19 protein-coding genes are annotated in these 26,277 nt (G+C 60.2%); 6 read left to right on the forward strand and 13 right to left on the reverse strand.

Translation table 11 applies throughout. From position 1 onward, the window contains the following. Nucleotides 1–149: 149 nt before the first annotated feature. Nucleotides 150–776, reverse strand: a complete 627-nt coding sequence (locus Enr13x_RS16540) for a BON domain-containing protein (RefSeq protein WP_145387875.1) — start codon at nucleotides 774–776, stop codon at nucleotides 150–152. A 300-nt stretch (nucleotides 777–1,076) separates the two neighbouring features. On the opposite strand from Enr13x_RS16540, the gene Enr13x_RS16545 reads away from it, so the two are divergent. Then, nucleotides 1,077–3,005, forward strand: coding sequence for a DUF3352 domain-containing protein (locus Enr13x_RS16545; RefSeq protein ID WP_145387877.1), 1,929 nt, complete (start codon nucleotides 1,077–1,079; stop codon nucleotides 3,003–3,005). A gap of 272 nt (nucleotides 3,006–3,277) precedes the next feature. Here Enr13x_RS16545 and dnaB read toward each other — a convergent pair whose 3' ends face one another. Together dnaB and Enr13x_RS16555 are read right to left on the reverse strand one after the other, a co-directional pair. Then, nucleotides 3,278–4,723: a replicative DNA helicase gene (gene dnaB / locus Enr13x_RS16550; RefSeq protein ID WP_145387879.1), complete on the reverse strand. Its 1,446-nt coding sequence runs from the start codon at nucleotides 4,721–4,723 to the stop codon at nucleotides 3,278–3,280. A gap of 295 nt (nucleotides 4,724–5,018) precedes the next feature. Continuing rightward, complete coding sequence (locus tag Enr13x_RS16555) at nucleotides 5,019–6,698, reverse strand: DnaA ATPase domain-containing protein (RefSeq protein ID WP_197456077.1); 1,680 nt, start codon at nucleotides 6,696–6,698, stop codon at nucleotides 5,019–5,021. Between the two features lie 899 nt (nucleotides 6,699–7,597). Between Enr13x_RS16555 and lexA the strand changes: the two genes are divergently transcribed. After that, nucleotides 7,598–8,200: a transcriptional repressor LexA gene (gene lexA / locus Enr13x_RS16560; protein ID WP_095736484.1), complete on the forward strand. Its 603-nt coding sequence runs from the start codon at nucleotides 7,598–7,600 to the stop codon at nucleotides 8,198–8,200. 208 nt (nucleotides 8,201–8,408) lie between these two features. On the opposite strand, the gene ndk is transcribed toward lexA, so the two are convergent. Then, on the reverse strand, nucleotides 8,409–8,867 hold the full coding sequence (gene ndk, locus Enr13x_RS16565) for a nucleoside-diphosphate kinase (RefSeq protein WP_145392405.1): 459 nt from the start codon (nucleotides 8,865–8,867) through the stop codon (nucleotides 8,409–8,411). Nucleotides 8,868–9,192: 325 nt separating this feature from the next. Between ndk and Enr13x_RS16570 the strand changes: the two genes are divergently transcribed. Then, on the forward strand, nucleotides 9,193–9,975 hold the full coding sequence (locus Enr13x_RS16570) for a hypothetical protein (protein WP_197456078.1): 783 nt from the start codon (nucleotides 9,193–9,195) through the stop codon (nucleotides 9,973–9,975). Between the two features lie 150 nt (nucleotides 9,976–10,125). On the opposite strand, the gene Enr13x_RS16575 is transcribed toward Enr13x_RS16570, so the two are convergent. Together Enr13x_RS16575 and aroH are read right to left on the reverse strand one after the other, a co-directional pair. Next, the gene (locus Enr13x_RS16575) at nucleotides 10,126–11,133 is read right to left on the reverse strand and encodes a hypothetical protein (protein ID WP_145387883.1); all 1,008 of its coding nucleotides are present in this window, start codon (nucleotides 11,131–11,133) and stop codon (nucleotides 10,126–10,128) included. Between the two features lie 23 nt (nucleotides 11,134–11,156). Next, nucleotides 11,157–11,585, reverse strand: a complete 429-nt coding sequence (gene aroH / locus Enr13x_RS16580) for a chorismate mutase (protein WP_145208548.1) — start codon at nucleotides 11,583–11,585, stop codon at nucleotides 11,157–11,159. 240 nt (nucleotides 11,586–11,825) lie between these two features. Here aroH and Enr13x_RS16585 point away from each other — a divergent pair, with 240 nt between their 5' ends. Next, nucleotides 11,826–12,080 (forward strand): hypothetical protein, encoded by a 255-nt coding sequence (locus tag Enr13x_RS16585; RefSeq protein WP_145387885.1) that lies wholly within the window; start codon nucleotides 11,826–11,828, stop codon nucleotides 12,078–12,080. A gap of 318 nt (nucleotides 12,081–12,398) precedes the next feature. Here Enr13x_RS16585 and Enr13x_RS16590 read toward each other — a convergent pair whose 3' ends face one another. Both Enr13x_RS16590 and Enr13x_RS16595 read right to left on the reverse strand, forming a co-directional pair. Continuing rightward, nucleotides 12,399–12,647, reverse strand: coding sequence for a hypothetical protein (locus Enr13x_RS16590; protein ID WP_231744336.1), 249 nt, complete (start codon nucleotides 12,645–12,647; stop codon nucleotides 12,399–12,401). A 614-nt stretch (nucleotides 12,648–13,261) separates the two neighbouring features. Continuing rightward, entirely contained in the window at nucleotides 13,262–15,475 is a 2,214-nt protein-coding gene (locus Enr13x_RS16595) for a hypothetical protein (protein ID WP_145387887.1), read from the reverse strand. A 545-nt stretch (nucleotides 15,476–16,020) separates the two neighbouring features. Here Enr13x_RS16595 and Enr13x_RS16600 point away from each other — a divergent pair. Further along, on the forward strand, nucleotides 16,021–17,595 hold the full coding sequence (locus tag Enr13x_RS16600; RefSeq protein WP_145387889.1) for a BBP7 family outer membrane beta-barrel protein: 1,575 nt from the start codon (nucleotides 16,021–16,023) through the stop codon (nucleotides 17,593–17,595). Between the two features lie 102 nt (nucleotides 17,596–17,697). On the opposite strand, the gene Enr13x_RS16605 is transcribed toward Enr13x_RS16600, so the two are convergent. The 4 genes from Enr13x_RS16605 to trpD form a co-directional block, all read right to left on the reverse strand. Then, nucleotides 17,698–19,038, reverse strand: a complete 1,341-nt coding sequence (locus Enr13x_RS16605; protein WP_197456079.1) for a PQQ-binding-like beta-propeller repeat protein — start codon at nucleotides 19,036–19,038, stop codon at nucleotides 17,698–17,700. A 356-nt stretch (nucleotides 19,039–19,394) separates the two neighbouring features. Further along, nucleotides 19,395–20,834, reverse strand: a complete 1,440-nt coding sequence (locus Enr13x_RS16610) for a pectate lyase (RefSeq protein WP_145387893.1) — start codon at nucleotides 20,832–20,834, stop codon at nucleotides 19,395–19,397. 201 nt (nucleotides 20,835–21,035) lie between these two features. Next, a complete protein-coding gene (gene mqnE, locus Enr13x_RS16615; RefSeq protein WP_145387895.1) occupies nucleotides 21,036–22,178 on the reverse strand; it encodes an aminofutalosine synthase MqnE in 1,143 nt (380 codons plus the stop codon). A 159-nt stretch (nucleotides 22,179–22,337) separates the two neighbouring features. Further along, a complete protein-coding gene (gene trpD, locus Enr13x_RS16620) occupies nucleotides 22,338–23,351 on the reverse strand; it encodes an anthranilate phosphoribosyltransferase (RefSeq protein ID WP_145387897.1) in 1,014 nt (337 codons plus the stop codon). Nucleotides 23,352–23,470: 119 nt separating this feature from the next. Between trpD and Enr13x_RS16625 the strand changes: the two genes are divergently transcribed. Beyond that, a complete protein-coding gene (locus tag Enr13x_RS16625; protein WP_145387899.1) occupies nucleotides 23,471–24,412 on the forward strand; it encodes a nucleoside hydrolase in 942 nt (313 codons plus the stop codon). A 156-nt stretch (nucleotides 24,413–24,568) separates the two neighbouring features. Here the strand turns inward: Enr13x_RS16625 and Enr13x_RS16630 are convergent, their stop codons facing one another. Continuing rightward, entirely contained in the window at nucleotides 24,569–26,146 is a 1,578-nt protein-coding gene (locus Enr13x_RS16630) for a BBP7 family outer membrane beta-barrel protein (RefSeq protein WP_145387901.1), read from the reverse strand. Nucleotides 26,147–26,277 lie beyond the last annotated feature (131 nt).

Genomic DNA, 26,277 nt, shown 5'->3' on the forward strand with positions numbered 1-26,277 from the left:
CGATGTCCGATGGTTCTGTTCGGTAGGATGGCGAAAACGACAGGCTGGTAGCCTATCCCACAATCAATCCCCGCCACTTATTCTTCCGATATCCACCGAGGAGGGTGTGTTGAGATATTTTACCACCAACGCTCTGCGGAAGGGGGACTTCAATTCCCGGCCGCATCCACGACGACTTGATTGTCGACTTGCTTGACGCCGGGTTCGAGTCGCATCAGCAGTTCGCTCATGCGGCGATCTTTCTCGCTGGCGACGGTCCCGCTGAGGATTGCGGTGGGGCCGTTCATGGTGACGTTGACGCCGCGAATGCGACGGTTCGGCGGGAGGCTGTTCAACGCCCGCCGCGCGGATTGTTGGACTTCGCTGGCGGCCCGCGGTGGTACCTCGATGGCGGAGCGTAATCGAACACGGATGATCGGTTTTTGGCTCGAGGTCCCATGGCCGCCGAAGGCACCGCCCAGGGCGCCGAACAATCCACCCAGGCCACCGCCGCCAAACCCACCGCCGCCGGCTCCACCGGTCGTCCGTCCGGCGGTTCCCGCACCGCCTTCGGCTGCGATTCCAAACCCCTGGGTGGCGGCCGTGCCGATCGAATCGCCCTGCTCGACTCCTTCGAAAACACTCAAGTCCGGCTCGGCGCCTTGGAACTGGGTCCCGCCGGTGGCCTCTGGGGTCTCCTGTGCCTGAGCGGATGGCGAGTTGGCGGCGAACACAGCGGCCAACAAGACAATCGAAAACGAACGACAAAACCGAGTGATTCGATTCGGTGAGACCATGACGGAACCTTGGACAAAAGATGGGCAACCAGATTTCTTGATCTGTTACGTTAGTCTAACCCTCGGCGCCTCGAAACGTTTCGGTTTCTGCCGAGTACACTTCGTGGGTGGCCCGCCAAGATCGAGCCCGGACAATCGAATCAGCCGTCACGTCCCGCCCGCAGGTGCGCGTCGACGCGGTCGGGCTCGGTGCCGATCGAGCCGTCCGGACAGTGCCGCCACAGTTTGCCCCGGAACCGTTATTCCCCGCACCGAACGACTTCACGGGCGTTTTTCTCCCTTCTACCCATGACGAAATCGATGTCGCTCTCTTCTCCCGTTTCTGTTTTTCGGGCCAGCTTGCCGGTGTTCGCATCGGCATGTGTTTGTTTGATGTTGGCTGCCGGACCGGTTTCAGCGGCCGAGGACAGCAAGTCGGGCGCGGACGACGCCCCCGGCGCACCGCGTTTGTTACCAAGTGATACACTCGTCTACATCCGGCTGGACAGTGCCGACGACCTGCGGAAGCAGATGGACAAGACGTCGATCGGCAGGATGATCAACGATCCCAAGATGAGGCCGTTTGCGGATCAGTTTTACGCGACCGCGCGTGATCTGTTCGATCAAATCAGCGATCGGGTCGGCGTCAATCTGGATGAGTTGCTGGCGATTCCGCACGGTCAAGTTGCGTTCGCGATCCACCCGGTCAAGCCGCTGGAGGAGGACGAAAAACCGGAGATTCAGGCCCGAGAAAACGAAGACCAAGACGCGGTCGAGCAACGGCGGGAGCGTCAACGGCGACGAGAACAATATTCGTTCGGCGGAACGTTGATCATCGATGCGGACAAGAATATCGACCAACTGATGTCGATCATCGAGCGATTCGAAGAGCAGGTCTTGCAAGGCCGGTACGTCCGACGGATACGTGAAATCGAATCGACCGAAGTCACCCGGCTGTTGCCCGGGCGTTTCGGTCAGCAGCCGATCGAGTTCTTTGAGAAAGACGGGACCTTGGTGATCGGGGTCGGGCATTCGACCGCACAAGATGTGCTGAATCACTGGTTGGACAAGAACGACGAGCCGACGTTGGCGGACAACGCGAAATTCGGAACGATCATTTCACGATGCATTGGTGCCGAAGAGACGCGTCCCCAACTGACGTTCTTCGTCGATCCGCACGCGATCGTCGATCGAATCATCAAACGCAGCGGATCGTTGACGGCCGGATTCATTTGGCCGGTGATCCAAGACTTGGGGGCCAATCGGATCGGCGGGATCGGCGGCAGTTCCTTTTCCGGCGGCGACGTGTTTGAGGGGATCGCGCACTACCACATCAAAATCGATCCGCCGCGCGACGGCGTGCTGGGCGTGTTGCGGCCCGAAACCGGCGACACGACTCCGCCCAAATGGGTCCCGGATTCCGTGGCCGGTTACACCTCGATCAATTGGGATTTCGAAAAGGCGTACGAGAACGTCGGTAAGGTGATCGACAAATTGCAACAACGGACCGACGCCTTGAAGGAAATCGCCGAGGCGCCGATCGAGAAACGCCTGGGCGTGAAACTTCGCGAAGATCTGCTGCAGAACATGACCGGCCGGCTGGTGAGAGTGACTTGGATGGAAAAACCGATTCGTTTCAACAGCGGAGTCAACGTGCTGGCGATCGAGATGAAAGACGCGACCAAAACGAAATCCAACCTGGCGCAGATCCGCGACCGTATGCCGAATCAAATGAAGGTCGATTCGATCAGCGGGCATGTCGTTTATCGTCTTCGTGGTCCCGGCGAAAATTTCCCCCAGAACATGCGCCGTCCCGAACCGAGTTTCATGATCTTGGGCAAATGGTTGATCTATGCCGACAGCACCCAGTTCATGGAAAAAGCCGCACTGGCGGATGCCGGCAACTTGCCGCGTCTGGTTGAACTGCCGGAGTATGACTTGGTGGCGAGTGAATTGGGCGGCAAGCTGGACGGTGAATCACCGTTTCTGTTGTCGTTCATCGACGGGGCCCAAGGGATCCGAGTGATCTATGACTTGGCCAAAGACGAGAATTCACGCAACATGATTCGCCGGGCGGGAGAGACCAACGTTGTCGCACGAAAATTCTCCGAACTGCTTGATCAAAACGAGTTGCCGCCGTTTTCGGAGTTCGAAAAGTACTTCGCACCGACCGGCTTTTTCGGATACGACGAGCCCGACGGGATTCACTTCGGGTTCTTCACCCTGCGGGCCGATCCGATCGACGATTGACACGTTTCCGCGGGGGCAAGCGTTGTGGTTCCCGTGCGAAGCGTCAGCGGAAAGATTGATTGGTCAAAAGATTGGGGCTCCGTGGATGGCACACGGCTTGCGGAGCACCGTTGCTGAGATTTTTTGACCACCTCATTTTTTGACCATTTCTCGCAGCAAAAAGTCTCGGCCTTGCCGGAGACACGAATCCACGCCAGTGACGGGGCACGCGTTGCACCCCATCAGCGCGGGCTTCAATCAGCAATGGGTGATCCGGTGATGCCGCAGTCCAATCAGAATCCGCCGGGCGCGGTGAATTCGGCGTAATCGCTGAATTCGTCGTGGTGTTCGGGGGCGCGGTTGCTGAACCGGGTGAAGTCGGATTCCCAGGTCAATTGCACGTCGCCGACCGGGCCGTTCCGCTGTTTGGCGATGATGATTTCGGCTTGGCCGGCGAATTGGGCGCGATCTTCGCCGCGGTGGTAGTACTCCTCGCGGTGGACGAACATCACGACGTCGGCATCTTGCTCGATGGCCCCGGATTCGCGCAAGTGGCTCAGTTTGGGGCGATGGTCTTTGCTGTCTTCGGCTTGGCGATTCAATTGCGACAGGCACAGCATCGGGACGCCCAATTCACGTGCCATCCCTTTCAGTCGTCGGGCGATTTTTGCGACCTGTTCTTGGCGAGGATCTCGCGAGTTATCCGGTTCGATCAGTTGCAGGTAGTCGATCACGATCAAACCGAGACCGCCGTGCCGCCGTTTGATCCGTCGTGCGGCGGCGGCGATTTCGCTGACCGTTCGGCTGGGGGAGTCATCGACGAAGAACGGCGCGGTGCTGATTTCGTTGGCCTTGTTGATCAAGCGGGTTTGATCTTCGGCACTGATCGTTCCGTTTCGCAGGCGGTGTCCGTTGACACGGGCCAGGGAGCAGAGCATTCGGTCGGCCAATTCGATGCCTGACATTTCCAGGCTGACGAATAGCACGGGTTGTCGCATTTCGATCGCGCCGTGTTCGGCGATGTTCATCGCCAGCGCCGTTTTTCCCATCGAGGGTCGGGCGGCGAGAATGATCAGTTCGCCGTTGTGCAGCCCGCCGGTCATGGTGTCATAGTCGGCCAAGCCGGTTTCGACGGTCCCGTCGGTGACTTCACCGCGCAAGCGTGCTTCCATGCGGTCCATCGCGGCGTGCAGCACGTCGTTCATCGAGTGCAGGGAGTTGGACGACCGTCCGTCCATGATCGAGAAGACTTTCTGTTCGGCCTGGGCACACAGCTCCCGCGCTTCACTGGACTGGTCGTAGGCGTCGCGTAGGATCTCGGTGCTGGCGTTGATCAGGTTCCGGTAGACGGCTTTTTCGGAAACGATGCCGGCATAGTAGACCGCGTGTGCGGCGTTGGGGACGGAGTTGGAGAGCTTGGCCAGGTACGCCGCTCCGCCGATCTTCTCAAACTCGTCTGACTTTTTCAGCCGGGAAACGAGCAGCATCACATCGATTTTTTCGCCGTCGTCGTACATCTCACGCAAATGCGTGTACAAGATCCGGTTGGCATCGTCGTAGAAATCGTCCGCTTTCAACGACGCGGTGTCATCACAGACCTCGGGCAACAGCAGAATACTGCCCAGCACACCCATTTCGGCTTCGAGATCGTAGGGCGGCTGACGCTGCAGGATTTCGGCGGCCGAGAGCGGTTTCTTTTTCTTCTTCTTGTCCCAGGGACGTTCGTTCTGGTCAGCCATGAAGATTCCGATCCTTGGAAGGTTTTGGAGAAGCGGCGGAAAGGTCTGCCGAATGAGAGACTAGGTCAGTGTCTGGTGCTTCGCCAAAAGTTTCAAGTTGCGGGCGTAAAGTTTTGAGTTTCAAGTTTCAAGTGAGTTGGCAGTTGGCAGTTGGCAGTTGGCAGTTGGCAGAAAAATGGATGGTGGAAAACGAGAATCAGACAAGAAAATCGGTGACAAGAAAATATCGGGTGGTTTCATGGAACCTGGAACCTGGAACCTGGAACCTGGAACCTGAAACCTGGAACCTTCCACCCTACCCCGTTTTCAGCATGGATTCGATGCGGCGGATCGCTTCGTCGGTCGAGACGGCGGCCTGCCCCCTGCCGAGGCTGCGTCCGGCGTCGAGCCATTGGCGGACTCGCTGATTGGCCAGGATTGCAGTGCTGTGGCTGCGTCCCCCGAAGTGCCCGCCGATTTCGGAGTAGGCACTGCTGGTCATTTCGCGGGCCAGGTACATCGCCAGCATCCGCGGTTCGGTGATGGACTTGGTTTGTGAGCCGGACTGGAGTGACTTGGAATCCAATTGGAAGACTTTTTCCACCGCGCGTTCGATGGCGCTGAGCGTGATCGGGACACCGGAGGAGCGGAGCAGGTGGGCGCCGTGTTGGCGAATCTGGTCCATCGTTGGCATCTGGCCGTGCATCCGTTGCAGCAGGGCGACCAGATTGACGATGCCGCTGAGCAGACGACCGTCACCGCCGGCGACCGACGCGATCTCCTGAAGCGTCGCGTCGGGCCAGGGGATCAAACAACGCTCTTGGGCATAACGTGCGAGCAGCTCGGTTCGCGTCTGGGCGTCCAGGGATTCGACTTGGCAAACCAGCCCCGAAGCCAATCGTCCGGAAAGTTCGCCGCCCAACCCGTTGATCTCGTTGGGCGACTTGGTGCCGGCAAACACCAGGGGTTTGCCGACTTCGGCCAGCATCTCGATGGTGTGGTGGAGTTCGCGAATGGTCGCTTTCTTTTCGACGAAGAATTGGATGTCGTCGATCAACAGCGCGTCGGCATCACGAAAGCGAGACCGAAAGGCGGGCAAGCAGTTGCCGTTGAGCGCCTTGATGAAGTCGTTGGTGAATTCCTCAGCCGACAGATAAACGACCCGCCGCATCCGATGCAGACCGCGGAGTTTTCCAGCGACGGCGCTCAGCAAGTGCGTTTTTCCGGACCCCGGCGGCCCCCACAGGACCAATGGCGAAGCCAGGCCGGGGCTTTCAATGGCCATTTTGCAGGCGGTCCGCGCCAACTCGTTGCACTGTCCACCGACGAAGTTCTCCCAACTGCAATCGTTTCGCGTGTTCGACCCGTGGTGGGCCTTGTCGGCGGTCGGCGGTTGGGTTGCGGCCGGCGATGGCATCCTGCTGGCGAGATCGCCGCCAGGGGAGACGGCCGATCTAGGCGCCGGCGCGGCTCGTTTGGGCTGCGGCGATTTTCGTGAATCGGTGCCGTCTCGCAGAATCGATCGCAGCGACTGGGCGCCACGGGGGGACCGCACCACGGAGGCTCCGCCCGCTTTCGTTGCGGCGCGGCGGTTGGGTCGCTTCGATGGTGCCGGGACCGGGGCGTCGTCCTGACCGCTGCCGTCGGCGGCATCGCTCGCGCCCGCTTCGGCAAACGGCAATTCGGCTTGACGGTTGGGGCGGTCCTCGAAGTGGACCCGGACAGTGGTCGACGCTCCACAGGCCGATGCGGCGGCACCACGCATCGCAGCCAGATAGTGGTTGCTCAATCGGTCGGCGGCGAACTGTCCGGCAGCCACGGCGACGATCGCTCGCGACGGTTCAGCGGGACTGGCAACCCGATCCGCGGTTTCCAGAACAAAGCGAACGCCCGAGAACCAAATCTGGAAACGCTCGTGCCCCACACGTTGCTTCAACGCCTCCTTGAATGTCGCGATGACGTCCGAGTCATCGGTGCAGCCGTGCGGTGTGGACATACCGGGAGCGCAGTCCTCCATCATGGATGTTCGCGGGATCAGTCGGGAGCCAACCGGACGACACGGACATGCGGCCACGCATCGTTGTGCTGTGTCGATCTGGTTGGTGAGTTCTTAGGGAATCCATCGAGCCGGAAAAGCAGCCAAAGCGTTGGCAAGAAAAGCAGCCAACCTAGCTCCGCTGGGTGGCATCTCAGCCTCCCGGATCGACGAGGGTCTTGAATCGTCGAGGTTGAAAATCGAGCCCCCCGGTGGTGTGGCCGCAGCGTTTTGCGGACACGTGGGTAGTGGGGCGCGATTTCTTCACGTCGCGTTCATCAAGTGGGCGAGATTCTATGTTTGCTAGCACGCAAGTCAAACCGATTGCTAGCAAGTTGTGGATGCTTTTTTTTTCGACCCGGACGATCATTCGACTGGGGCAATAATTCCCGGTCGCATGCCCGACTCCGGCCATCACCGTTGTCAAACCTGCCCGCTTTGTGAGAGTTTTCCGAGGGGTGGAAAAAGTGTCGCCCGCGACGGGACCGCATCCCGCTTGCGCTCCGTGGTGTGTATGCAAAGTCTTACTGTGCAGTGGTTTGTGTCGTCTGGATGGAGAGCGGAGTCGAAAACCGGCCGCACCAACGGTGACGCATCGATCCTGCCCGGTCGACGAAAATCTGTCTGCGGCCGCGACGAAGCGTCGGGAAAACGAACGGCCTGCCGATTAGCACTACGGTATTGGACAGATGTGCTCCTAATCATTTCGGCACCAGTTCAATTCCGCACGATGTAATGTTCGGGGGTCTTGCTATACTCCATGTGGCTCGTGTTGGGGTTTCATGGACTTTGGCGAAGGGGCCACCTACACTGTTCATGTTGTCACTGCGACGACATCACACCGTTTACTGAGAAGGCTAATGGGGACCAAGCAACTCACCGACCGCCAACGGCGGGTATACGAGTTGATTCGAGAGTTAATTCTCAACCGGGGCTATGGACCAACGGTTCGTGAGATCGGCGAGGCATTTGGCATCAAGAGCCCCAATGGGGTGATGTGTCACTTGCGCGCGCTGGAGCGAAAGGGCCTGATTCATCGCAGCCCCAACAAGTCGCGTGCGATCGAGTTGACGGAGAAGATTGACCGCCAGAATCACAGTCTGCCGATGGCCGGGATGGTCGCCGCCGGAACGACGGCGTTGGCGTTCGAGCAGAGCGACACGATGGATTTCAGCGGGATGTTTTGCCAGAACGACCGTTTCATCCTGCAGGTGTCGGGTGATTCGATGATCGAGGCGCACATCCAGGACGGCGACTTCGTCGTCATTCAAAAGCAGGAGTCGGCCGAACCGGGTCAGATGGTGGTGGCGGAGCTCCCCAGTGGAGACTCGACGCTCAAGTTTTGGTTCCCGGAAGAGGGCCGGATTCGGCTGCAGCCCGCCAACGCCGAGATGTCGCCGTTGTATGTCGACGACGCCAAGGTCGTCGGCGTCGCCGTCGGCGTGGTGCGGAACGTGTTGTAAGCAGCGGTCGGGGTGGATCTGCTGAGTCAGTGGTGAGCCGCTGGCCGTAAGGCCTCGGGCGGGCGTCGAAATGCCCGGCCGCTTACGCGTCGCGGCTCACTAAATCGACAGCCCGCTCGCACCGTTCCGCTAACAGCTTCAGCCCCCAAAAGCGGATCGTGACGCCGGGCGTGAGAGTTGCTGCGGCAATCAACGCCTGGGGCGTTCGTTACTCGTCGCCGGCGCGCATGAAGGGCGTCAGCACGGGTTCGTAGCGGCAGATCTCGCTGTCTTCAAAGTAGATGCCCAGCTCTCGTTTGGCGGCTTCGGCACCGTCACTGGCGTGGACCAGGTTCATCTGGCGGCTGCTGCTGAAATCGCCGCGGATGGTTCCGGCGGCGGCATTGAGTCCGCTGGTGGCACCCAGCATATCGCGAACGACTTTGATGACGTCCAGCCCGTCGATTGCCATGGCGACGATCGGGGCCGAGGTGATGAACGCTTCCAGGCTCGGGTAAAACGGCTTGTCGACGTGTTCGGCGTAGTGCTGTTTCGCCATTTCCGGCGTCACCTTCAGCATCTTCATTGCAACGATGTTCAAGCCTTTGGCTTCGAATCGCGCGATCAATTGTCCCATCAATCGCCGCTGGACCGCGTCGGGTTTGAGAAGAACCAGGGTGCGTTGCATCAGATCACTCATCAAAAATAAACTCCACTCAAGCCTTTCGGATGTTTGCGGCAACCGCCGAGGACTTTGTGCGGGGCCGTGTCGAAACGATTTCGGCGCGAATTATCAGCTTCTGTGGGGCTGGCGCGAAGCGGGTATTAAGTGTTCGGTTCGGACCTGATAGATTTCAGCGTCCCCAGCCCGACCGGGGGAATGGCCCGACCGTGGCAATGGCGTGACCGAGAGCATGGATTGTCAGCGTGTCGCGCGCCCGAACGGGGCATCGATTGGTGCCCGGGCCAGTGGTCGGATCGACATCGGAAGATAAGAATCTCAAAAAGGCGACATGATGACAGAAGCTGAGCAGCATGACGGGGACGAAGCCCAGGGGAACGAGCAGCACGGGCATGCGCATGTGCATTCGCATGGTTCGGGCGGCTCGCAGAAAAAGCGGATCTTGTTGGTACCGTATCCCAAGTTCATTTTCATGTATCCGACGTTGATCGTCTCGATCATTGCGACGTTGGTGTTGTGGATCGGCGGCCATTCGATTGCCGATCCGGCCGAGACCGTGCCGGTGGTGATGACGGGGTTGTTTCTGTGCGTCATGATGGCGAACTTGTTCATCATTGTGTTTGATTTTCCGCGGGCGACGTCGTTGACGCTGGTGTTCATCGTGACCACGGTCGCGATGGGGCTGTGGATGTTATTTCTCACCCGCCCCGATTTGCTGCCCGCGGTCGGCCATTGGATCAAGGGGATCCGTCCGGTCGCCAACACGACGTTCTATCTCTGCACGACGATCGGGATGTCGTTGATGTATGTCGCGGTTTTTGTCAGCACCAAATTCAATTATTGGGAACTGTCCAACAACGAACTGCTGCATCACCACGGTTTGCTGAGCGATTTAAAACGCTATCCGGCTCCGAATTTGCGTGTCGACAAGGAGATCAACGACGTGTTTGAGTTCATGTTGCTCGGCGCGGGGCGTTTGATTCTGCACCCGACGACGGAGAAACGCGCCATCGTGCTGGACAACATTCTGTTCGTCGGAAAGAAGGAGGAGCAGATGACGAGGATGCTGGGATCGATCAAGGTCAAGATCGGCGACGACAGCAGCACGCACTGAGCACGTCGCGTCGATCGATACCCGCATGGGTCCTGAGCGATTAGCCACTCAAATCCACGAAGAACCCCTGTGTTTTTAACGACTGAAAATTGCACGGCCGTCCCCGCGTTTGGGGCAGGCGATTTCAACACAAGTTTGCTGCTGAGATGGCTAATCGATTTCGTGATCGGCGAAGTCGTCATTTCCCGTTGACCGTGCGGTTTCGGACCGTTTGCGAAGCGGGGCGAGCATGCGGTCGAGGGCCTTCAGGGCGACCGGCATCGCCGCCCCGGCGTCTTTCCATTGGTCCCACCAGTTGGCGACGATTTTGCCGACCGATTCGTCGCCGAGTCGCCATAACGCGACGGCGGTCTGGATCGGCAGCGGATCGGCGCGGAACAATTCCAGGTTCGCCCCGGCGGTCAACACGACCGGCACGCAGCCGAGGTCCCAGGGCAAGGACGTTCGGCGGTGCGTTCCCGAGCCAAAGTCCTCTGGGTGGCTGGGGGATTCGACCTGTCCCAGCGTTGCCGCCAGGTGACGTCCGACGGCGACTTGGGTGACCCAGAACGCCAACCGAAAGAGTTCGCCCACGGCGGGATCGGCGTCGGTCAACATCGCTTCGATCCAGACGCGGCATTGGCCCGAGTCAAACCCTCCATCACCGCCGCGGATCGGTTGAACCAACAGGCAATCGACGTTTTCGGGCCACCATTTTTCCGGCGGCGTGGAACCCCAGATCTGTCGCGCCGTTTCGATCAACAGGCCCGGACCATAGGTTTGCCAGCGATCTTTGAGGGGACCGGCACGCAGCCCGAGTTGTTGTTCCAGCTTTGGGAAGCGTTGTTGGTAGGCGATTCGGCATTGGTCAAGTTGGGTTCCCAGTGCCGCGGCGGTCTGGTCGATCTGGAGTTCGCTGCAGCCGGCCGCGGCAAGCGCCGGCGGACAGGACTGCCGAGCCGTCTGCCCGGCGGCAACCGAAGCGAACAGCGCCGACCAAAACGCTCGGACGTCGGCCAGCGCCGAAACGAGCCGTGTGTTGATTTCGCTGGTCGGGCCGAGCAGTGCCGATTCGGTCCGCTGGTCGCTGCAGACGCCACCGGTTGCCACCACGAACGAGGCGTGAATCACGCTCAAGTCGACCGCGGGATGAAATCGGACGTTTGATTTCTTGGCCAAGGTTCTGGAACTCGTGCGGCGATCTAGGGGGTGGACGACAGTTGGGACTGGATCCATTGTTCCAGTTCGTCAAAATCCACGGGCGGAAGCTCCGACAAATCGGGTCGCAATTTTACCGCGTCATGTAGGTAGAAGTGCTGGATTTCGGACTGTGATTTTTCGGTGTTCCAGTGCAGCAACACGCGAATGCAGCGTGGCAGCGATTTTTCGACGGTGATTTCGTAGCCGCACAACAGCGGGACTTCGAGCCAACCGAGCTGCCGCGCGGCCAACGCCGGGAACTCCGCCGACAGGTCTTTGGTCACGGTGAAGTAGGCACTGGCCAAATCCGCCGTGTCGATCCCGTTTTGGCGAATCATCAGCGCCAGCAACTGTCGCGTTGCGAGCAAAATTTCGTCACGATCATCCGCTTGGACCGTTGTCGCACCGCGGACGCCTCGGCAAGCCAACATACTTTCTGATTCCTTAGGGCAATGGACCATTCTCCGTGCGACCGGCGTGAGCCGCCCGAGGGCGTCTTTTGCTCATCGCCCGATTTCGACGGTGGTCAGAATTGACGGGTTTCCTGACGCCGATTTAGCCGTATAAAGCTTACTCGGAAACGCCTACTATAGGGCCCCTGCCGCCCGGCCGATAACCGTCTTGACCGGCCCATGACATTCGACCACACCTTTCCCGTTCGGAAACAGAATATGAGCGACCACCGTTCGCCCTATCAAGAACGAATTATTAAGAATTACTACCAAAACCGGGATTCGATTGGGATCCAAAAGGCCCAGGAAGCGGTCACCGAGCTGTATCTGAGCCAGGGCAAGAAGCGAGAAACCGTCTGGAAACGTCTCGTCAGCCATTTGGAGAAGGCCGGATTGCCGGCCGAGCAGATCGAACATCTGCGCGAAAAAGATGATCCCGCGTTGGTCGCCGAGGCCATCGGAAAGCTCGCCTGAGCCCGCCATTGGACGAGACCATCGACGACGACCGGTCGATCGGGCTGTGTTTGCCGAGCGGAAAAGGGGGCAGGTGCAAGTGGCACCGGCAGACGTGTGGTGTGCAGGCTGTAGCCGCTCACTGTCGCTGCGTCGCAGCGAACGGGAATCGCCTAAAGGCTAAACACCAACGGTTGCTGCATCCCTTGTTGCTTCTGCCCGTGCCATCGGCGGCACCCTCGGGTGTCGCGCCGGGGATCTGAGAATCGAGCAGCGCGGGACGACTGGCGCGATCCGGCTGATCTCAATCGATGGTCAGCCGAGACCGCCGAGGCGGGCTCAGTTGCGGTTTTGTTTCTCTTGAGCGCGGGCGGCCTTGAGAGCGGCAGCTTCACGGGAGAGTTTGAACTCCGGCCCGCTCGGGTAATACTGCACGTCGTCCTGCAGGTAATAAGGACTCGGCAGTGTCTGCCCGTTGATGCCTACCTGGCAACCGCCTACGCCGACAAGGCAGGTGCCCGCAAAAAGGGCGATAGCGGTAGCTCGAGTGATGCGTCCAGATGTCGATTTGCGGATCATGGCTTCCATGCCTTGTTTGAATCGTCACGTACCGGGGCCGTCGAATGAATTCGAATCCCGTCACAACCGGTATCGGATGAATAACCCGCAAAGATTAACCGGGGCTGCAGAATTTGTCGAAATCGTGGGCGTGGCACGCGAGGGAAAACTGCCCACGAGCCGCCAGAAGGGACCGCCCAGCTTCAGGCGACCGCTTTTCGCAGGTACGACGGCCCTTCCGGGCCGTCGTCCGGAGGGCTTGCCCCGACGCCCTGGAATGGACGTCGTACAGCGTTTCACTGGTACGACGGCCCTTCCGGGCCGTCGTCCGGAGGGCTCGCCCGACGCCCTGGAAAGGACGTCGTACCGCGTTTCACTGGTACGATGGCCCTTCCGGGCTGTCGTCCGTCGGGCTCGCCCCGACGACCTGGAAAGGACGTCGTACCGCGTTTCACTGGTACGACGGCCCTTCCGGGCCGTCGTCCGTCGGGCTCGCCCGACGACCTGGAATGGACGTCGTACAGCGTTTCACTGGTACGACGGCCCTTCCGGGCCGTCGTCCGGAGGGCTTGCCCCGACGACCTGGAAAGGACGTCGTACAGCGTTTCGCGTCTGTTTTCCTTGCTTCCAATTGGAACCAAGCACTACGGAACCGCGTCGGGGTTGGTCGTGCGGAGCAGCGTCTGGGCCGCATCGGGCCATTGAACGAACGCGTGCAGATGCAATTTGACGTGCTGCTGGGTCGCACTCGCCAGTTCCTCAAGCAGTTTCAACCGCTCCAGAATCACCTCCGAACGCTCGATCGCGGCATCGAGGCTGTCCCGACTTTTCCGCATCATCCTGCGCTCCATCTGATTCGCGGAACTGTATCGTTGCTCGAACAACCCGCGTTGCATCTGTAGTTTTCGGTGATGTTCGGTCAGCGACGCTTGTTCAGCAGCAAAACTCGCCTGGCTGAGCTTCATCCAGTCTAGCGCAGGATCTAATCGGCGGCCGAGGATCAATCGGCAGGAGAGTCTGCGCGAGCAATCGATATCCAGTCTGACGGCAATTGCGACCGTCTCTCCGTCGGTCGGCGTCAAGATCGCGATCGCCGAGCCATGGTGGGGGCGTGCCGGATCAAAGGGCGTGTGCCAGGCCAAGTCGATCGAGTCGGGGACGGACAGGTCGATTTCCAAACGCGAAACGCTGGGCAAGAGCGGCGCGCCGAGCGGCCAACTGGGGCGCCACTGGCTGGGGGCCAGCGAGATCGGGTAGGGATCGGTCTCGATCGAAGGTCGCAGATAGACGGAATCACCGCCGGAGAGCGCCATCCGCCCGTGCAACAGTTTCTGTGACAGTCCGTCCCGCGCGGCATCGTCTGACCAGCGGAACAGCGTGTCGGGGCCGGTCCGGATCAGTTGTGCGATCGGATTTCCGTTCGTTTGATTGATCAGATCCCGGGTGTCGTCGGTTTGGGCGCCGGAAAGTGCGATGGAGACCGGGCTGGGAAACTCGATGCGTTCGATCGGGGGTGTCGACGGGGCGATGACGGTTTCCGATTCACTGTCGCCGCTGCGTGGTAACTGGACGAATCGATCATTCGAGGGCCGGGTCTGTTGGGAGACTTCGGCGACGTCTTGCTCGGAGGTTTCCGCACTGAGCACTGATTCGAGTGTCTCGCCGGCCGTCTCGTCTTTGGAGAACGTGAAGGAGCTCGATCGGCTTGGACGTTCGATTTCCGGCGTTTTCAGGGGATCGATGGCGATCGCGACCGCTGAATCCGGCTTGTCCATGGGATCGCCTGCAACGCTGCTGGCGACCAGGTCATCCAGGTCGTCCATGACATCGAATCCGCCGCGATGCCGTTGACGTTCGATGATCGAGTCGGCGGTGAACAGCAACTTCGCCGCTTCGTTGGCTTGCCCGTCTTGACGATCGATTGATGGGGAAGGGACGACGTGAGGTGTTCGAGACGTTTCGGGTTCAGCAACTTGGGCGGTTGGGGGCGTTGTCGCCTCGAACACATGGGCGGGTTCTGCAGGGCCGGGGCGTTGGCCGTCGGAGGACGTCACCGGTTGCTTCACCGTCGGGGTTTGTCTGGCCCGGTTTTCGGCACGCTGCGAGCGGATCTGATTGATTCGGATGGCGGTGCCGATCAGTGCGATTGCGATTGCGGCGGATCCGACGCCCAGGACCAGGTTCCAATTGAATCGTCGATCGCGCGCGATCGGCTGGGGTTTGCTGTGGCGAATTCTCTCCTCGTTCACCTCGGGCGGGGCGAGGGATGCTTCACCGAAGCGGTCTGCCAGTGACGCGGTGAATCGTTCGATCAGTTTTTCGCGTCGGGCTTGTTCGATGCTGGACAGCGCGAGGGATTGCTTGGCGACGGCGGCCTGTTGATCAACGTGATTGTCGGATTCGAAGGGGACTCGATCGACGCGAATTCGGGAGCGGTTAGAGCTGCGGCGACGCGCGATCGCGGGGCGTGGGACGGAAAGCTGTTGTTGGAACTGTGCGGTGAGCGCCTCGAGATCGCGGGTGGCTTGATCGGCCGCGGGTGGGTTTCCGGTATACACAAGATCGCCATGGCGGTTGATCGTCCAGTCTTCCAGGTCGATCGCGGCGATCGGTTCGCCGTCGGCCAAGCGCTGGCGACAGGCGTCGTGGAAGCGCCGGGCGAGTTGTGCCGCAAGATCCGGCGGCGGCGTGCCCAAGCGTCTGACCAGCGACGCGACCGATTCATCGCCGGCGTCGGCAGCGGTTTGCGGGGGCAGAGCGTCGCCGGGCCGTCGGTGTCGTTTTCCTGGCGACGACATTGCCGCGGGAACGTTGACCGATCCACTGCGATTCGATGCGTCGGGCGAGGAAGGGGACATTACCGATGCTTGTACCGGGTTTTGGGAGGGGACGCGGGATCGGTGAGGGCAAACCGACCCCGATTCCGACGTCTCGCTATTGTCGGTAGCAGATGGCGATCAAGCAAACCCAACACCGTGATGCTCCCCCGACGGATGTCAAAAAAAATGGAACTTTTGGCGTATCCGTATTGACTGATACAGATTTCCTGAGTGGTTCTACCGGAATTAACCAAACCACCGGGGTGGTCTCTGCCGATAACTCCGCTTGAAGCGATTCTCAGGACGCATCCGATGCACCGATTGAGACTGGCAGTTTAACCGGTTTCGGGAGCACGGACTGCGGAGCGGGATTCGTTTCAACATTGAATTACCAGGGGGGAACTGGGTGATCGCCGCACATCGATGCGGCGGGCGTGGATGCATTGCATCAACGCCCCGGTCATTTCCTCTCTCCAAATTGCGGCTCGGGATCCCAGCGTGGCACAGGTGTGTACGCATGGCTCGGGCGAACGAGCCCCAACAGCGAGGCGGCTGCGACCGCGGAGACGTTTGCGATGCACCGAATGATTCGAAACATGGTCAACCGTTTGACAAACACAACCAGCGAAGCGGGAAACTCCCGTCTGCCCGCTGCCAAACCTCTCCTCGGTTTTTACCGTGCCGGTTCGGCACTGGTGGGGACCGGCCTAGCAGTGGCCGCGGCGATATTCGCCGCCGGTCTACTCTCCGGCGAGGCTTCGGCACAGGGCTATCCCTCATCGGGCGTATCGCTTGCCAATTATGACTTGGCCGCCAGCGGCTTTGTCACTCCCGCCGGAATGCCGCCGATCGGCGCTCCTGGCATGATGGGTAGGAGTGGTTCACCGGTGATGCCGGTCGGCTACAACAGCTATGGCTGCGACACCGGCGGCTGCGACACGCTGCCGATGCAGGCTTGCATGGACCGGATGGTCTGTGGAACCTGTGGCGGCGGCGGCGGTTGCTCGTGCAACGGCATGCTCGGCAACGGCGGCATCCTGGGCAAACTCCGCAGCGGCGGCACGGGCTGCCTGTTCTGTCGCGGCGCCGGATGCACGGCGTGTAAAGAGTTGCCCTTCGGTTATGCGGGATCGTGCCTGGCATCGGCCGTCAGCTTGTTACGTCCCTACGAAGAGGCGGGCATCTGCAACCAACGTTGGTACGATGTCAGCCTGGAAGCGTTGTTCTTGGATCGGCAAATCAAGGGCACCAGTTCCTCGGTCATCACCCAGCGTGGCAGTGGTCCGACCGGGACGCCCGTTTTGAGTCTCAACGACGACGGCTTGGATGAACTTGAAGCCGGTGTTCGAGCGTCGGTCGCCTTCATCTGGGGCGTGGGCGGCAACGTCGAATTGACTTACATGGGTGGGAATGAATGGAAGGAGGGTGCATCGGCCCAGGCTGATGTGATCGCCGCCAACCTGGAAGGCAATCTGTACTCCTTCCTCAGCGATTTCGGCACCATCCCTGGCGCCGGTGGTTTTGACGACACCGACCGTTCGACCACCCAATCGATCGAAGCCCGCAGCCGATTCCACTCGGCCGAATTCAACTATCGCCGACGAACGATGTTCCCGTACTGCCGATTCCAAAGCTCTTGGCTCGTCGGTCTGCGGTTCATGCGGTACGACGACGGGCTCAACTACTCGACGCAAGGACAAACCCGTACGACCGTCGGCGCCACGACGGTGGTTCAGAATCGATTCTTCAATGCCGACTCCGACACCGAAAACCGATTGTTCGGGCCGCAAACCGGATTCGATTTCTGGTGGAACGTGGCTCCGGGAATTTCGCTCGGTCTAGGGGCGAAAGGGGCTTGGGTGCAAAACGATGTCAACCGAGCGATTCAGGTCTCGGCCAACTCCCTGGCAACCCAAAACGTATTCGACGGCGATCAACGCGGCACGATCCTGACGGACCTGGAACTGAAGGGAGTTTATCGACTCTCGCACTCGCTGACCCTCCGCGGTTCCTACTACGTCCTGGCGGTCGACGACATTGCCTTCAGCAGCATGGACTTTCAGGTCAATCAAACGACGACGGGGCTGACGTCGGGCAACCTCAGCTTCGACCGTCTGACACTGCAAGGTTTCACCGTCGGTGCGGAATACATGTGGTAGCACGCGAAAGCGATCGACCTGTCGCGACAAAAACCCCGCTCGAATACCGAGCGGGGTTTTTTTGTGGCGTAAGCACCCTCACGATGAAACGTTGACGAAGCGCTAGCGGCTCAGATCGACGGCGACGATTTCTTTGTCGTTGCGGATGAACGCGGTTTGGTCGGCGTAGGCCGGATGGCTCCAGAGCACCGCGCGACCAAACGATTCATTGGTCGGTTCCAACACGTGCATCCGGCCATGCTCGGTGTAGCCTGACGCGGTCAACTCGGCGACGATCAAATCACCGGTTTCGCTCATCAACAAGTAGCGATCGGATTGTCCCAAGCGTGTCAGAAACGCGGTGCCGTGTCGGGCAAATCGTTTTTCGCCGGGCACGGTGGGCTGGAACGTTTCCCAAAGTCGATCGCCGTTGGTTGCATCGACGGCGATCAGATTACCTTTGACGCAATCGGTTCCATAGATCACGCCATCGACAATCATCGGCGGCGCGTTGCTGCAATGGACGGCGTTCTTGGGGCCACCGCGCCAGAGTTCTTCGGCGGTGGGCGATTCGGTGCCCAGTCGAAACAGCACCGCTTCGGCGTGAATCCCGCTGGCGTACATCAAGTCACCTTCGATCATCGGTTGGGCAATCGACATCTCATAGGCGGGCGTGATCGGCATGTCCCACAGTGATTTTCCGCTGGCCGGATCCAAGCCCTCCACGGCTTCGGGGTGATACACGATCAACTGACGTGTCCCGCCGGCTTCGATGATGCGGGTCGCACAATAACCGGCTTTGGCGTCCAACGATTTCCAACGCACCTCTCCGGTTGATTTGTCAAACGCGACCACGCCTTGCCCCTTGCCGCCGACCATCGTGTACAGCAAATCGCCGTCGACCAACGGATGCGACGCGAAGCCCCAGATGGGCACTTCCGCTCCGAAGTCGTCAGGCAAATTGCGCGTCCAAATCAGCGAGCCGTCGGCGACCGCCAGACAGGTCAGATCGCCTTCGGCGCCCAGCAAGTAGACCTTGTCCTGGTCAACCGTCGGGGTCGCACGGGGGCCGGCGGGGTAGCTGATTTCGTAGGGACGGTCATACGCGTATTCCCAAATGGTTTTGCCGGTTTTCGCGTCCAACACCGACAGCCGCTCTTTGCCGGTCAGCGTGGCGCGTTGGCCGGGATCGTTCACCACTTCGCCGCCGCTGCGTTGGTAATCAAACACAAACACCTTGCCGTCGGCGACGGCGGGGCCGGCGTACCCTCCGGCGATCGGGGTTCTCCATTTGATCGGCAACCCCGCAGCGGGGATTTGATCGATGACGCCTGGCTCGCGATAAACGCCGTCGCGGGAGGAACCGAGCCAGCCCGGCCAGTCCTCGCCGGCGACGCGGTGGGGAGCGGTCAACATCGGTCCGGTGACACACAAGCAGGCGATCAAAAAAACGTGTTTTGCCATGAATGGGTTTCTCATTGAGGAAGTCAGCGGGCTGATTTGCCGTTCGGAAAGGGTCTGGTCAGCCATTCTTACGGATCTATACCGTCCGGCCGAGGCGATCTTGCCGTGTTTCATTGTGAATGTTTCATGACCGCTTCCCTCGCGAGTGCTTTAGGGGCCGTCCATTGTATAAGGGACGGATTCGATCGTCGGGCAAGACGCCAAGACTTTTGCAGCGTGTGCCCTCTCTGGCGTTTGCTTGCTGCGCAAACGCCGTCTCTCCCAGGGGGAGAGAAACTAAATGGGATGCCAAGAGCTGCCGTTCCACAATTGTTATCCCCTGTCCCAATTTTGGGGATTGTCGGGCGGAAAGGAGGTCAGCGGTCCGCGGCGGCCAGATAATCCGCCAACGTCGTCAAGTGTTCGACCGCGACGTCCATTTTGATCGTCGGTCCGGCGACTCGGTTGTAACGCATCGGCTCGTCGCTCAGCCACGCGCCGCGTTCGTCTTGACGATCGATGATCGCTTGCACCACCGATGCCTTGGGCTGGCGACGCTTCTGCGCAGATTCGGCGAGCTGTTTCGGCGTCAGTCGGGCGATCCGTTCGTATTGTTTGCGCAACTGTGGGACCTTGCTTTGTAGTTGGAACCCGTAGTGCGTGGGCATGTTGCTGTCGTCGTAAGTCAGTTGATAGTCGAGCGTGAAGTACAACGGCCGATTCGTTTTCAACTCGTAAAAGCGCGCGACGCGGCCGTCGGGCAGGTGGCAACTTTCCAGATAGTCGAGTGCTCGGGGGATCGGTTCGATGTACTTGCGATCGCCGAATTCGCGGTACGCCATCATCAACGTTTCGATCACGCTGAACGATTCGCTGGTGGTGATCGCGGGCGGTTCAAATTTACGTGCCCAAATCGGCTGCATCTGAGCGTTGTATTGTTGTGCCCAGGCGGGTTGGGGGGCGGGCATCTGGGCGGCCAGCAGTGAGTCGGCGAGTCGGATCGCCGATGTCCGGTATCGCGGATCGTCGTAGACTTGGTCGGCCAACAACAAGACCTTCATCACGCCGCGGGCCAGGTGGTCGTTGAGCGTGTATCGATACCAGTATTCGTTGTGTCCGGGATAGGTTTTCGGCCAGGAGTCGGGGTAGTTGGCATTCAACCTCGGCGTGTCCAGATCCCGTCGGGCCGTCCAAACTTGGGGAAAGCCACCGCCGGTGAACTGTCCGCGGCGAAGTAACCCGTCGAGTCCATAGAGGGTCATCTCGTGGATCGATTCGTCTTTGAATCCGAGCGATTGATCCAATTGGATCAGAAAGCGAAGCGCCGATTGAGTCTTGTCATCGTCCAAACTGGATTGGTCTTTGGCCTTGGAACCGGCGTGGTCGATTCGATAGGCCCAACGGCGGCGGCGTTCCGGTTCGAATTCCACCATCGCCTGCCAGCCGCCGGATCGCATTTGTCCGCGGCGAAGTGACTCCGCGGCCGCCCGGGCGGCGTCCAGGAACTGTTGGTCGCCGGTGGCCTGATAAAGTTTGACGAACGCTTGGCCGACCGCGGGGGTGCCCGGCGGTTGAACCCAGACCGTCGACGTTTTGACAACGCCTTCGCCTTCGCGATGTTTCAAATCCGCCGAATAGCGCCACAGGTAACCGCCTTCGGTACTGACGTGTTCGACCAGAAACGATGTCGCCTTTTTAGCTGCGGCGAGTGCTTCGCCCGTCAGATCGGCGTGAGCGGGCGTTGCGATGGCGGCAAGGATTGCGGCACAGCAAGCACTGGCCAGCAGCGGGCGAGGCGTGAAGGGGGGCAGACGCATGAGATCGGCGGGTTGAGTGGGGGAATTCGGGGAACTCCAAATTCTAACCCGCCACCCGCACCGAGGTGATGCCGTTTTGGGGTCGTTGCTCGTAAAGGGGTTTCGCCATGACAGGCTGGAAGCCTATCCCACTTATTCTTCCGATGGTCCGAGGGAGAGAGACGTCGACTCTTGGGACCTGTGTCGATCCCAATGATCCCCTCAGACGCTGACCGGAGCGCCGGAGGTCCATTTTGTGAAATCGTGGGGTTCGCGGTGGACGTGGTTGTACACCGTGTCTCGCTCGACCGGGTCGCGGCCGGCTTCGGCGATCAACCCCTTGATGTGATCCACGCTCAGGCATTCCGGGGTCGTCGCTCCGGCGTCGTGATAAATCAATTCGTGCCGAACCGTTCCGTCGATGTCGTCGGCGCCATAGGCGAGCGCCGTTTGGGCGGTTTCGATGCCCAGCATGATCCAGTACGCCTTGATGTGTTGGACGTTGTCGAGCATCAGCCGGCTGATCGCCATCGTCCGCAGATCCATCAGTGCGGACGGTTTTTTGATGTTGTCCAGCTTGGTGTTTTCGGGGTGAAACGCCAGCGGGATGAAGACTTGAAATCCGCCCGTCCGGTCTTGTAGCTCACGCAATCGGATCAGGTGATCGATGCGGTGGTAGGCCTGTTCGACGTGACCGTACAGCATCGTGCAATTGGTTCTCAGGCCGATTTCGTGGGCGGTCTGATGGATCTGCAACCATTCATGCGTGTTGGCTTTGTGTTCGCACAGCTGGTCACGGACTTCGGGGTGGAAGATTTCGGCACCGCCACCGGGCATGCTTCCCAGCCCGGCATCGCGCATGTCTTGCAGCACCCATTGTTTTGATTTCTTGGTCTGGAATTCGAACCAATTGATTTCAACGGCGGTCCACGCTTTGAGATGGATTTGGGGGTAGGTCTTGTTCAGCAGTTCGATGATGCCGCGGTACCACTCGTACGGCATTTTGTGGTGCAGCCCGCCGACGATGTGCATTTCCGTGCATCCGTTCTCGGTGGCTTCGCGGCCGCGCTCGACGATTTGTTCGTCGCTCATCGCGTAGCCCTTGGGGTCGCGCAAATCGCTGCGAAACGCACAGAACCGGCAGCGATAGACGCAGACGTTGGTCGGATTCAGGTGGGTGTTGATGTTGAAGTAACCCACGTTGCCGTTTTTTCGTTCACGGACCAGATTGGCCAATTGACCGACTTCCTGCAGCGGCACGGCGGGATCGTAGAGAAAGATTCCGTCGTCCAAGCTGAGCCGTTCTTCGGATTCAACTTTGTCACGGATTTCGCGGAATCGTGCGGCGTAGTCGGTTGCAGGCATGGTGGGATGCAGAAATCGTGTGGATTGATTTGAAACGGGGGGAGAACCGCAAATTTGGCGAAACGTTAACGGGGTGCGGTCCAGCTGAGTGATCAGCGGAAACAAGTGGGATAGGCTTCCAGCCTGTCATTTCGGCATCGAGGGTGCCGCCGTTTCCGCTCACAAGGCGCCGGCCAGTTGCTCCAATTTGGCCTTTGCCGCCCCGCTGTCAATCACCTCGGCGGCACGTTGGACGCCGGCGACCAGCGAGGGGGCGGATTCGGTCAGCAGCAAGGCCGCAGCCACCCCGGCGACGACGGTGTCGCGAGTCGGGCCGGGCTGGCCGTCCAGGATGCGGCGAATGATCGCAGCGCTCTCGGCGGGGCCGCTGGCGGCCAGTGAGTCGACGGTAGCCGACGGCAAGCCGAAATCTGGCGGTGTCCAGCGGTAGCGCTGGGTGACGTGATTGCCCGAGACATCGATGGCGTCGGTGTATCGGTCCAGGGACACTTCGTCTTGGCCATCGGCGGCATGCACGACAAAGGACCGCACGGTGCCCAGTTCCGCGATCGCGTCGGCAATTTTGGATTGGGCGTCAAGGTTGCTGGTCCCGAGCAATTGGTGCGTCGCGCCAGCCGGGTTGCAGAGCGGGCCGAGCAGATTGAACAGGGTTTTGACGCCCAATTTACGTCGAATGCCGACGACGTGTCGCATCGCCGGGTGTAGTTTGACGGCGAAACAAAAACACAGGCCGATCTCATCCAGCCGGCGGGCCACTTGCCGGGCGTCGGATTCGATTCCCACGCCGAGTTCCTCCAGCACATCGGCCGAGCCCGTCACGCTGGTGGCTTTGCGATTGCCGTGCTTGGCGACGGGGACGCCGCAGGCGGCGGTGACGATCGCAATCGCCGTGCTGATGTTGAAGGAGCCGCTGCGGCTGCCCCCGGTTCCGCAAGTGTCCAGCAAAAGATCGTGATGGTGTGGGATCCGCGTCATGTGGCGGCGCATCGCGGTCGCGGCGCCGACGATTTCAGAAACCGCTTCGCCCTTGTCACGGAGCGCCAGCAACAGCTGGCCGATTTGCTCTTCGGCCGCGTCGCCGCTGAGCATTTGGTCGATCAGGACCGCGGTTTGCTCGGCGGAGAGGTCTTCGCCGGCGGTCGCTTGTCGGATCGCGTCATCGAAAGTCGTCATCGGCAGCTGGGGGGATTTGATGAGCCAAACGGGGCGGGGATCGCATCGGTTTTCGGGAACGCCCAGCACTTTAGCGGATCGGGCTCGTTTCGAAACGCCCGTGAACTTACACTTTCCGCATGACACGAAAAATCATCATCGACACCGACCCCGGAATTGACGACGCCGTCGCCCTGACGGCCTCATTGTTTGACCCTCGCTTGGAGGTTTTGGCGGTCACCGCGACCGCCGGGACCGTCACGTCCGAACAGGCAACGAGCAATGTCTGTGCGATCGTGTCGATGCTCGATCCGCCACGCTATCCGCGCATCGGCAAGGCGATCCCTCCGGAGACGGCGTCGGCGATCGACGATCTGTTTTTGAACGGTCGCTGCGGCCTGGGCGAATTGTCGGTCGGTGAAACACAGCGTCAACATTTGCCGAGCAGCGAAAAGGTGATCGCCGAACTGGTCCGCAAGTATCCTGACGAAATCACGCTGGTTTGCCTGGGACCGCTGTCCAACCTGGCTCGTCTTTATCGACGGGATCCGGCGGCCATCAACCTGCTGGACAAAATCGTGATCAGCGGCGGCGCGGTGAACGTCGCCGGCAATGCCAGCTGCGTGGCCGAATTCAACCTGTTTTTTGACCCCGCCGCCGCCAGCGAAGTCTTCGGTTCGCCGACGACCAAGAGTCTGCTGCCGTTGGATGTCACCGGTGAGGTGCAATTCGGCGTCGAATTGTTGGAACAACTGCCGTCGACCGAGACACGGGCCGGCCAGTTGCTGCATCAGATGATGCCGTTCGCGTTCCGCACCGCCCATCAACGCTTGGGACGCGAACTGATTCCGTTGATCGATGCGGCGACGATTGCCGCGGTCGTCGAACCCGAGTTGTTCCAGTGGACGGAAATGGCCGGAAAGGTCGAAACGCAAGGTCTGCTCACCCGCGGCATGTCGGTGTTTGACCAGCGGCTGCGACCGGAATGGCAAGCCAACATGGAAGTCGCGCTGACGGCAGACATCGACGCGGTCAAGGGACTGGTCTGCCGCAGCCTGCGATACGCCGGACAAAAATCGTAAGATCTGAACGGAAAAGAAGTGTCGGGGCTTGCGAGTGGGATAGGCTTTCAGCCTGTCATTGCAGCGTCGACAGGCTGGAAGCCTATCCCACTAAACGCGAGCGTGGCAAGCACGCTCGCGTTTGAAAGGATGACGTCCGCGATGGGTGCGCGACGCTTACCAGTTGTAGTCGACGCCGACGTAGGCCCCGTGCAGGATCAAGCAGTCGTCCGCACGGACCGCACCGGCCGAAGCGGCGGAGGTGTATTCGGTCGGCATCTGGCCGACCGCGGTGGCCACACCGCAGGCTGCCAAAACGCGATAGCCGCCGTTGATGGTCCAGCAATTGCTGATCCGGTATCCGAGTCCGAGGTCCAATTCACCCAGTCCGGCCACCGAGATATCGGATTGGCGGGTGTAGAGGTCACCGGCACCGGCACCTTGCGAGTTGGTGTAGCCGGTCGCCATGGTCGTCGTGATGCTGTGAAAGAATTCCGCATCGTTGCCGTAGACGCCGATTTTTCCGCCCAGGTTGAACATCGCTCGGCTGCCCATGCAGTAACTCAGCCGCGAACCGAATTGGTACCCGAACAGGTTGTTTTCGGTGATCGACTTGTAATACAGGTCGTTCGCTCCGTAGCCGACCATGCCGTCCACGTCGCCGCCGATTTCCAGTTCGTCTTCGAGTTGGAACCAGCGGAACCCGTGCGAGTTTTGGATCCGAAGTCGTCCCCCGGCGGCCCGTGCCAGCGGACCGATCGCACTGCCGCAGGCTTTGTCTCTGCAGCCGCCGAAACCACAGCCGCCACCCCAGATCGAAGCCGGGCTGCATGAACCCAATCGTCGGGCACCCATCAACCCGAACCCGACGAGGTTGACCTCCAGACTTTGGATTCTCAAGTCACGGATCACTTGAATGCTCGCCGCGTTCATGTCGTAGTCATCGTAAACGGTCGTCGCACCGCCGCCCCGGTTGATCGATGCGGTTTGAAGTGCCGGGTTGATCAATCGCAATCCCGCACCGCTGTCGGGAACCTGGCGGCACAGACACTCCGGGTCCCAGAGCATGTATTCCACATCGACGGCGTACTGGCCACATCCGAAGTAGCGGCCCGCGTGCACGTCAAAACTGGTGTCGTCGGTCGGCTCCAAGTCCCGGTTTCGCAGCAGCACCATGCTGCTGTCGTCGGTGACCAGCGGGGTGTTGTCGCTGCCGGCGATATTCCAGAACATCAGACTCGACCCACCAAACCAAGGTGAAATCGGTCGCGGTCCCGGGGCTGGTGCCGTCGCGCAACTTCCATGCGCCGCACCCTGCCAGGGTGCAGCCGCGGCGGCCGCGTAGGGACTCGCGTGCCCATAGGAATCGCAGGTTGCGCATGACGATCCCGCCGGCGGGTGCGCGACCACTGGGGATTGAACCGCCGCCGCCGGATGAGGGGCGGGGTGATGCTGTGGTGCATAACCCGGTGCCGCTGGCATGGACGGCACCGGTGGGTAAACGCGATCGGCTTCCGGGTGCGGCAGGTCTTCAATCGCGTTTTGGGTGGCGACCGATTGCACTGAGGCGCCAAAGGGCATCGCATTGTTGCTGGACCGATTGGGCTGGATCGGAGCAGCAGGGCGTCGAAAATTGTTCCATCGGGCGGGGGCCTGATAGGTTCCGTTGTCGGCGTTGCCAGGATTGCCCGCGGCGCAGTCCAGGGCGACGGCGCCCCCCAGACTGAATCCGAGTACGATTGCGAAGTGTCGCATCACATGAGTTCTCACAGTATTACTCCTTCATCCATTTTAAGTCGCTTCCTACTCGGACACCGGCGCAACGGCAGCGACCGTTCGCTGTCGTTTTGCATCGACCCTGCGGCGCTCGTTCGCCGCGTTTGTCA

The sequence above is a fragment of the Stieleria neptunia genome, assembly GCF_007754155.1.
GTDB lineage: Bacteria > Planctomycetota > Planctomycetia > Pirellulales > Pirellulaceae > Stieleria > Stieleria neptunia.

Bases quoted from the DNA above. Each gene is read 5' to 3' on its own strand.
- lexA (WP_095736484.1), top strand. From the start codon at position 7,598: ATGGGGACCAAGCAACTCACCGACCGCCAACGGCGGGTATACGAGTTG.
- Enr13x_RS16630 (WP_145387901.1), bottom strand. From the start codon at position 26,146: ATGCGACACTTCGCAATCGTACTCGGATTCAGTCTGGGGGGCGCCGTC.
- Enr13x_RS16600 (WP_145387889.1), top strand. From the start codon at position 16,021: ATGATTCGAAACATGGTCAACCGTTTGACAAACACAACCAGCGAAGCG.
- ndk (WP_145392405.1), bottom strand. From the start codon at position 8,867: ATGCAACGCACCCTGGTTCTTCTCAAACCCGACGCGGTCCAGCGGCGA.
- Enr13x_RS16540 (WP_145387875.1), bottom strand. From the start codon at position 776: ATGGTCTCACCGAATCGAATCACTCGGTTTTGTCGTTCGTTTTCGATT.
- Enr13x_RS16570 (WP_197456078.1), top strand. From the start codon at position 9,193: ATGATGACAGAAGCTGAGCAGCATGACGGGGACGAAGCCCAGGGGAAC.
- Enr13x_RS16625 (WP_145387899.1), top strand. From the start codon at position 23,471: ATGACACGAAAAATCATCATCGACACCGACCCCGGAATTGACGACGCC.
- trpD (WP_145387897.1), bottom strand. From the start codon at position 23,351: ATGACGACTTTCGATGACGCGATCCGACAAGCGACCGCCGGCGAAGAC.
- Enr13x_RS16545 (WP_145387877.1), top strand. From the start codon at position 1,077: ATGTCGCTCTCTTCTCCCGTTTCTGTTTTTCGGGCCAGCTTGCCGGTG.
- mqnE (WP_145387895.1), bottom strand. From the start codon at position 22,178: ATGCCTGCAACCGACTACGCCGCACGATTCCGCGAAATCCGTGACAAA.
- Enr13x_RS16585 (WP_145387885.1), top strand. From the start codon at position 11,826: ATGAGCGACCACCGTTCGCCCTATCAAGAACGAATTATTAAGAATTAC.
- dnaB (WP_145387879.1), bottom strand. From the start codon at position 4,723: ATGGCTGACCAGAACGAACGTCCCTGGGACAAGAAGAAGAAAAAGAAA.
- Enr13x_RS16605 (WP_197456079.1), bottom strand. From the start codon at position 19,038: ATGGCAAAACACGTTTTTTTGATCGCCTGCTTGTGTGTCACCGGACCG.
- Enr13x_RS16555 (WP_197456077.1), bottom strand. From the start codon at position 6,698: ATGTCCACACCGCACGGCTGCACCGATGACTCGGACGTCATCGCGACA.
- Enr13x_RS16590 (WP_231744336.1), bottom strand. From the start codon at position 12,647: ATGGAAGCCATGATCCGCAAATCGACATCTGGACGCATCACTCGAGCT.
- Enr13x_RS16610 (WP_145387893.1), bottom strand. From the start codon at position 20,834: ATGCGTCTGCCCCCCTTCACGCCTCGCCCGCTGCTGGCCAGTGCTTGC.
- aroH (WP_145208548.1), bottom strand. From the start codon at position 11,585: ATGTTGGCTTGCCGAGGCGTCCGCGGTGCGACAACGGTCCAAGCGGAT.
- Enr13x_RS16595 (WP_145387887.1), bottom strand. From the start codon at position 15,475: ATGTCCCCTTCCTCGCCCGACGCATCGAATCGCAGTGGATCGGTCAAC.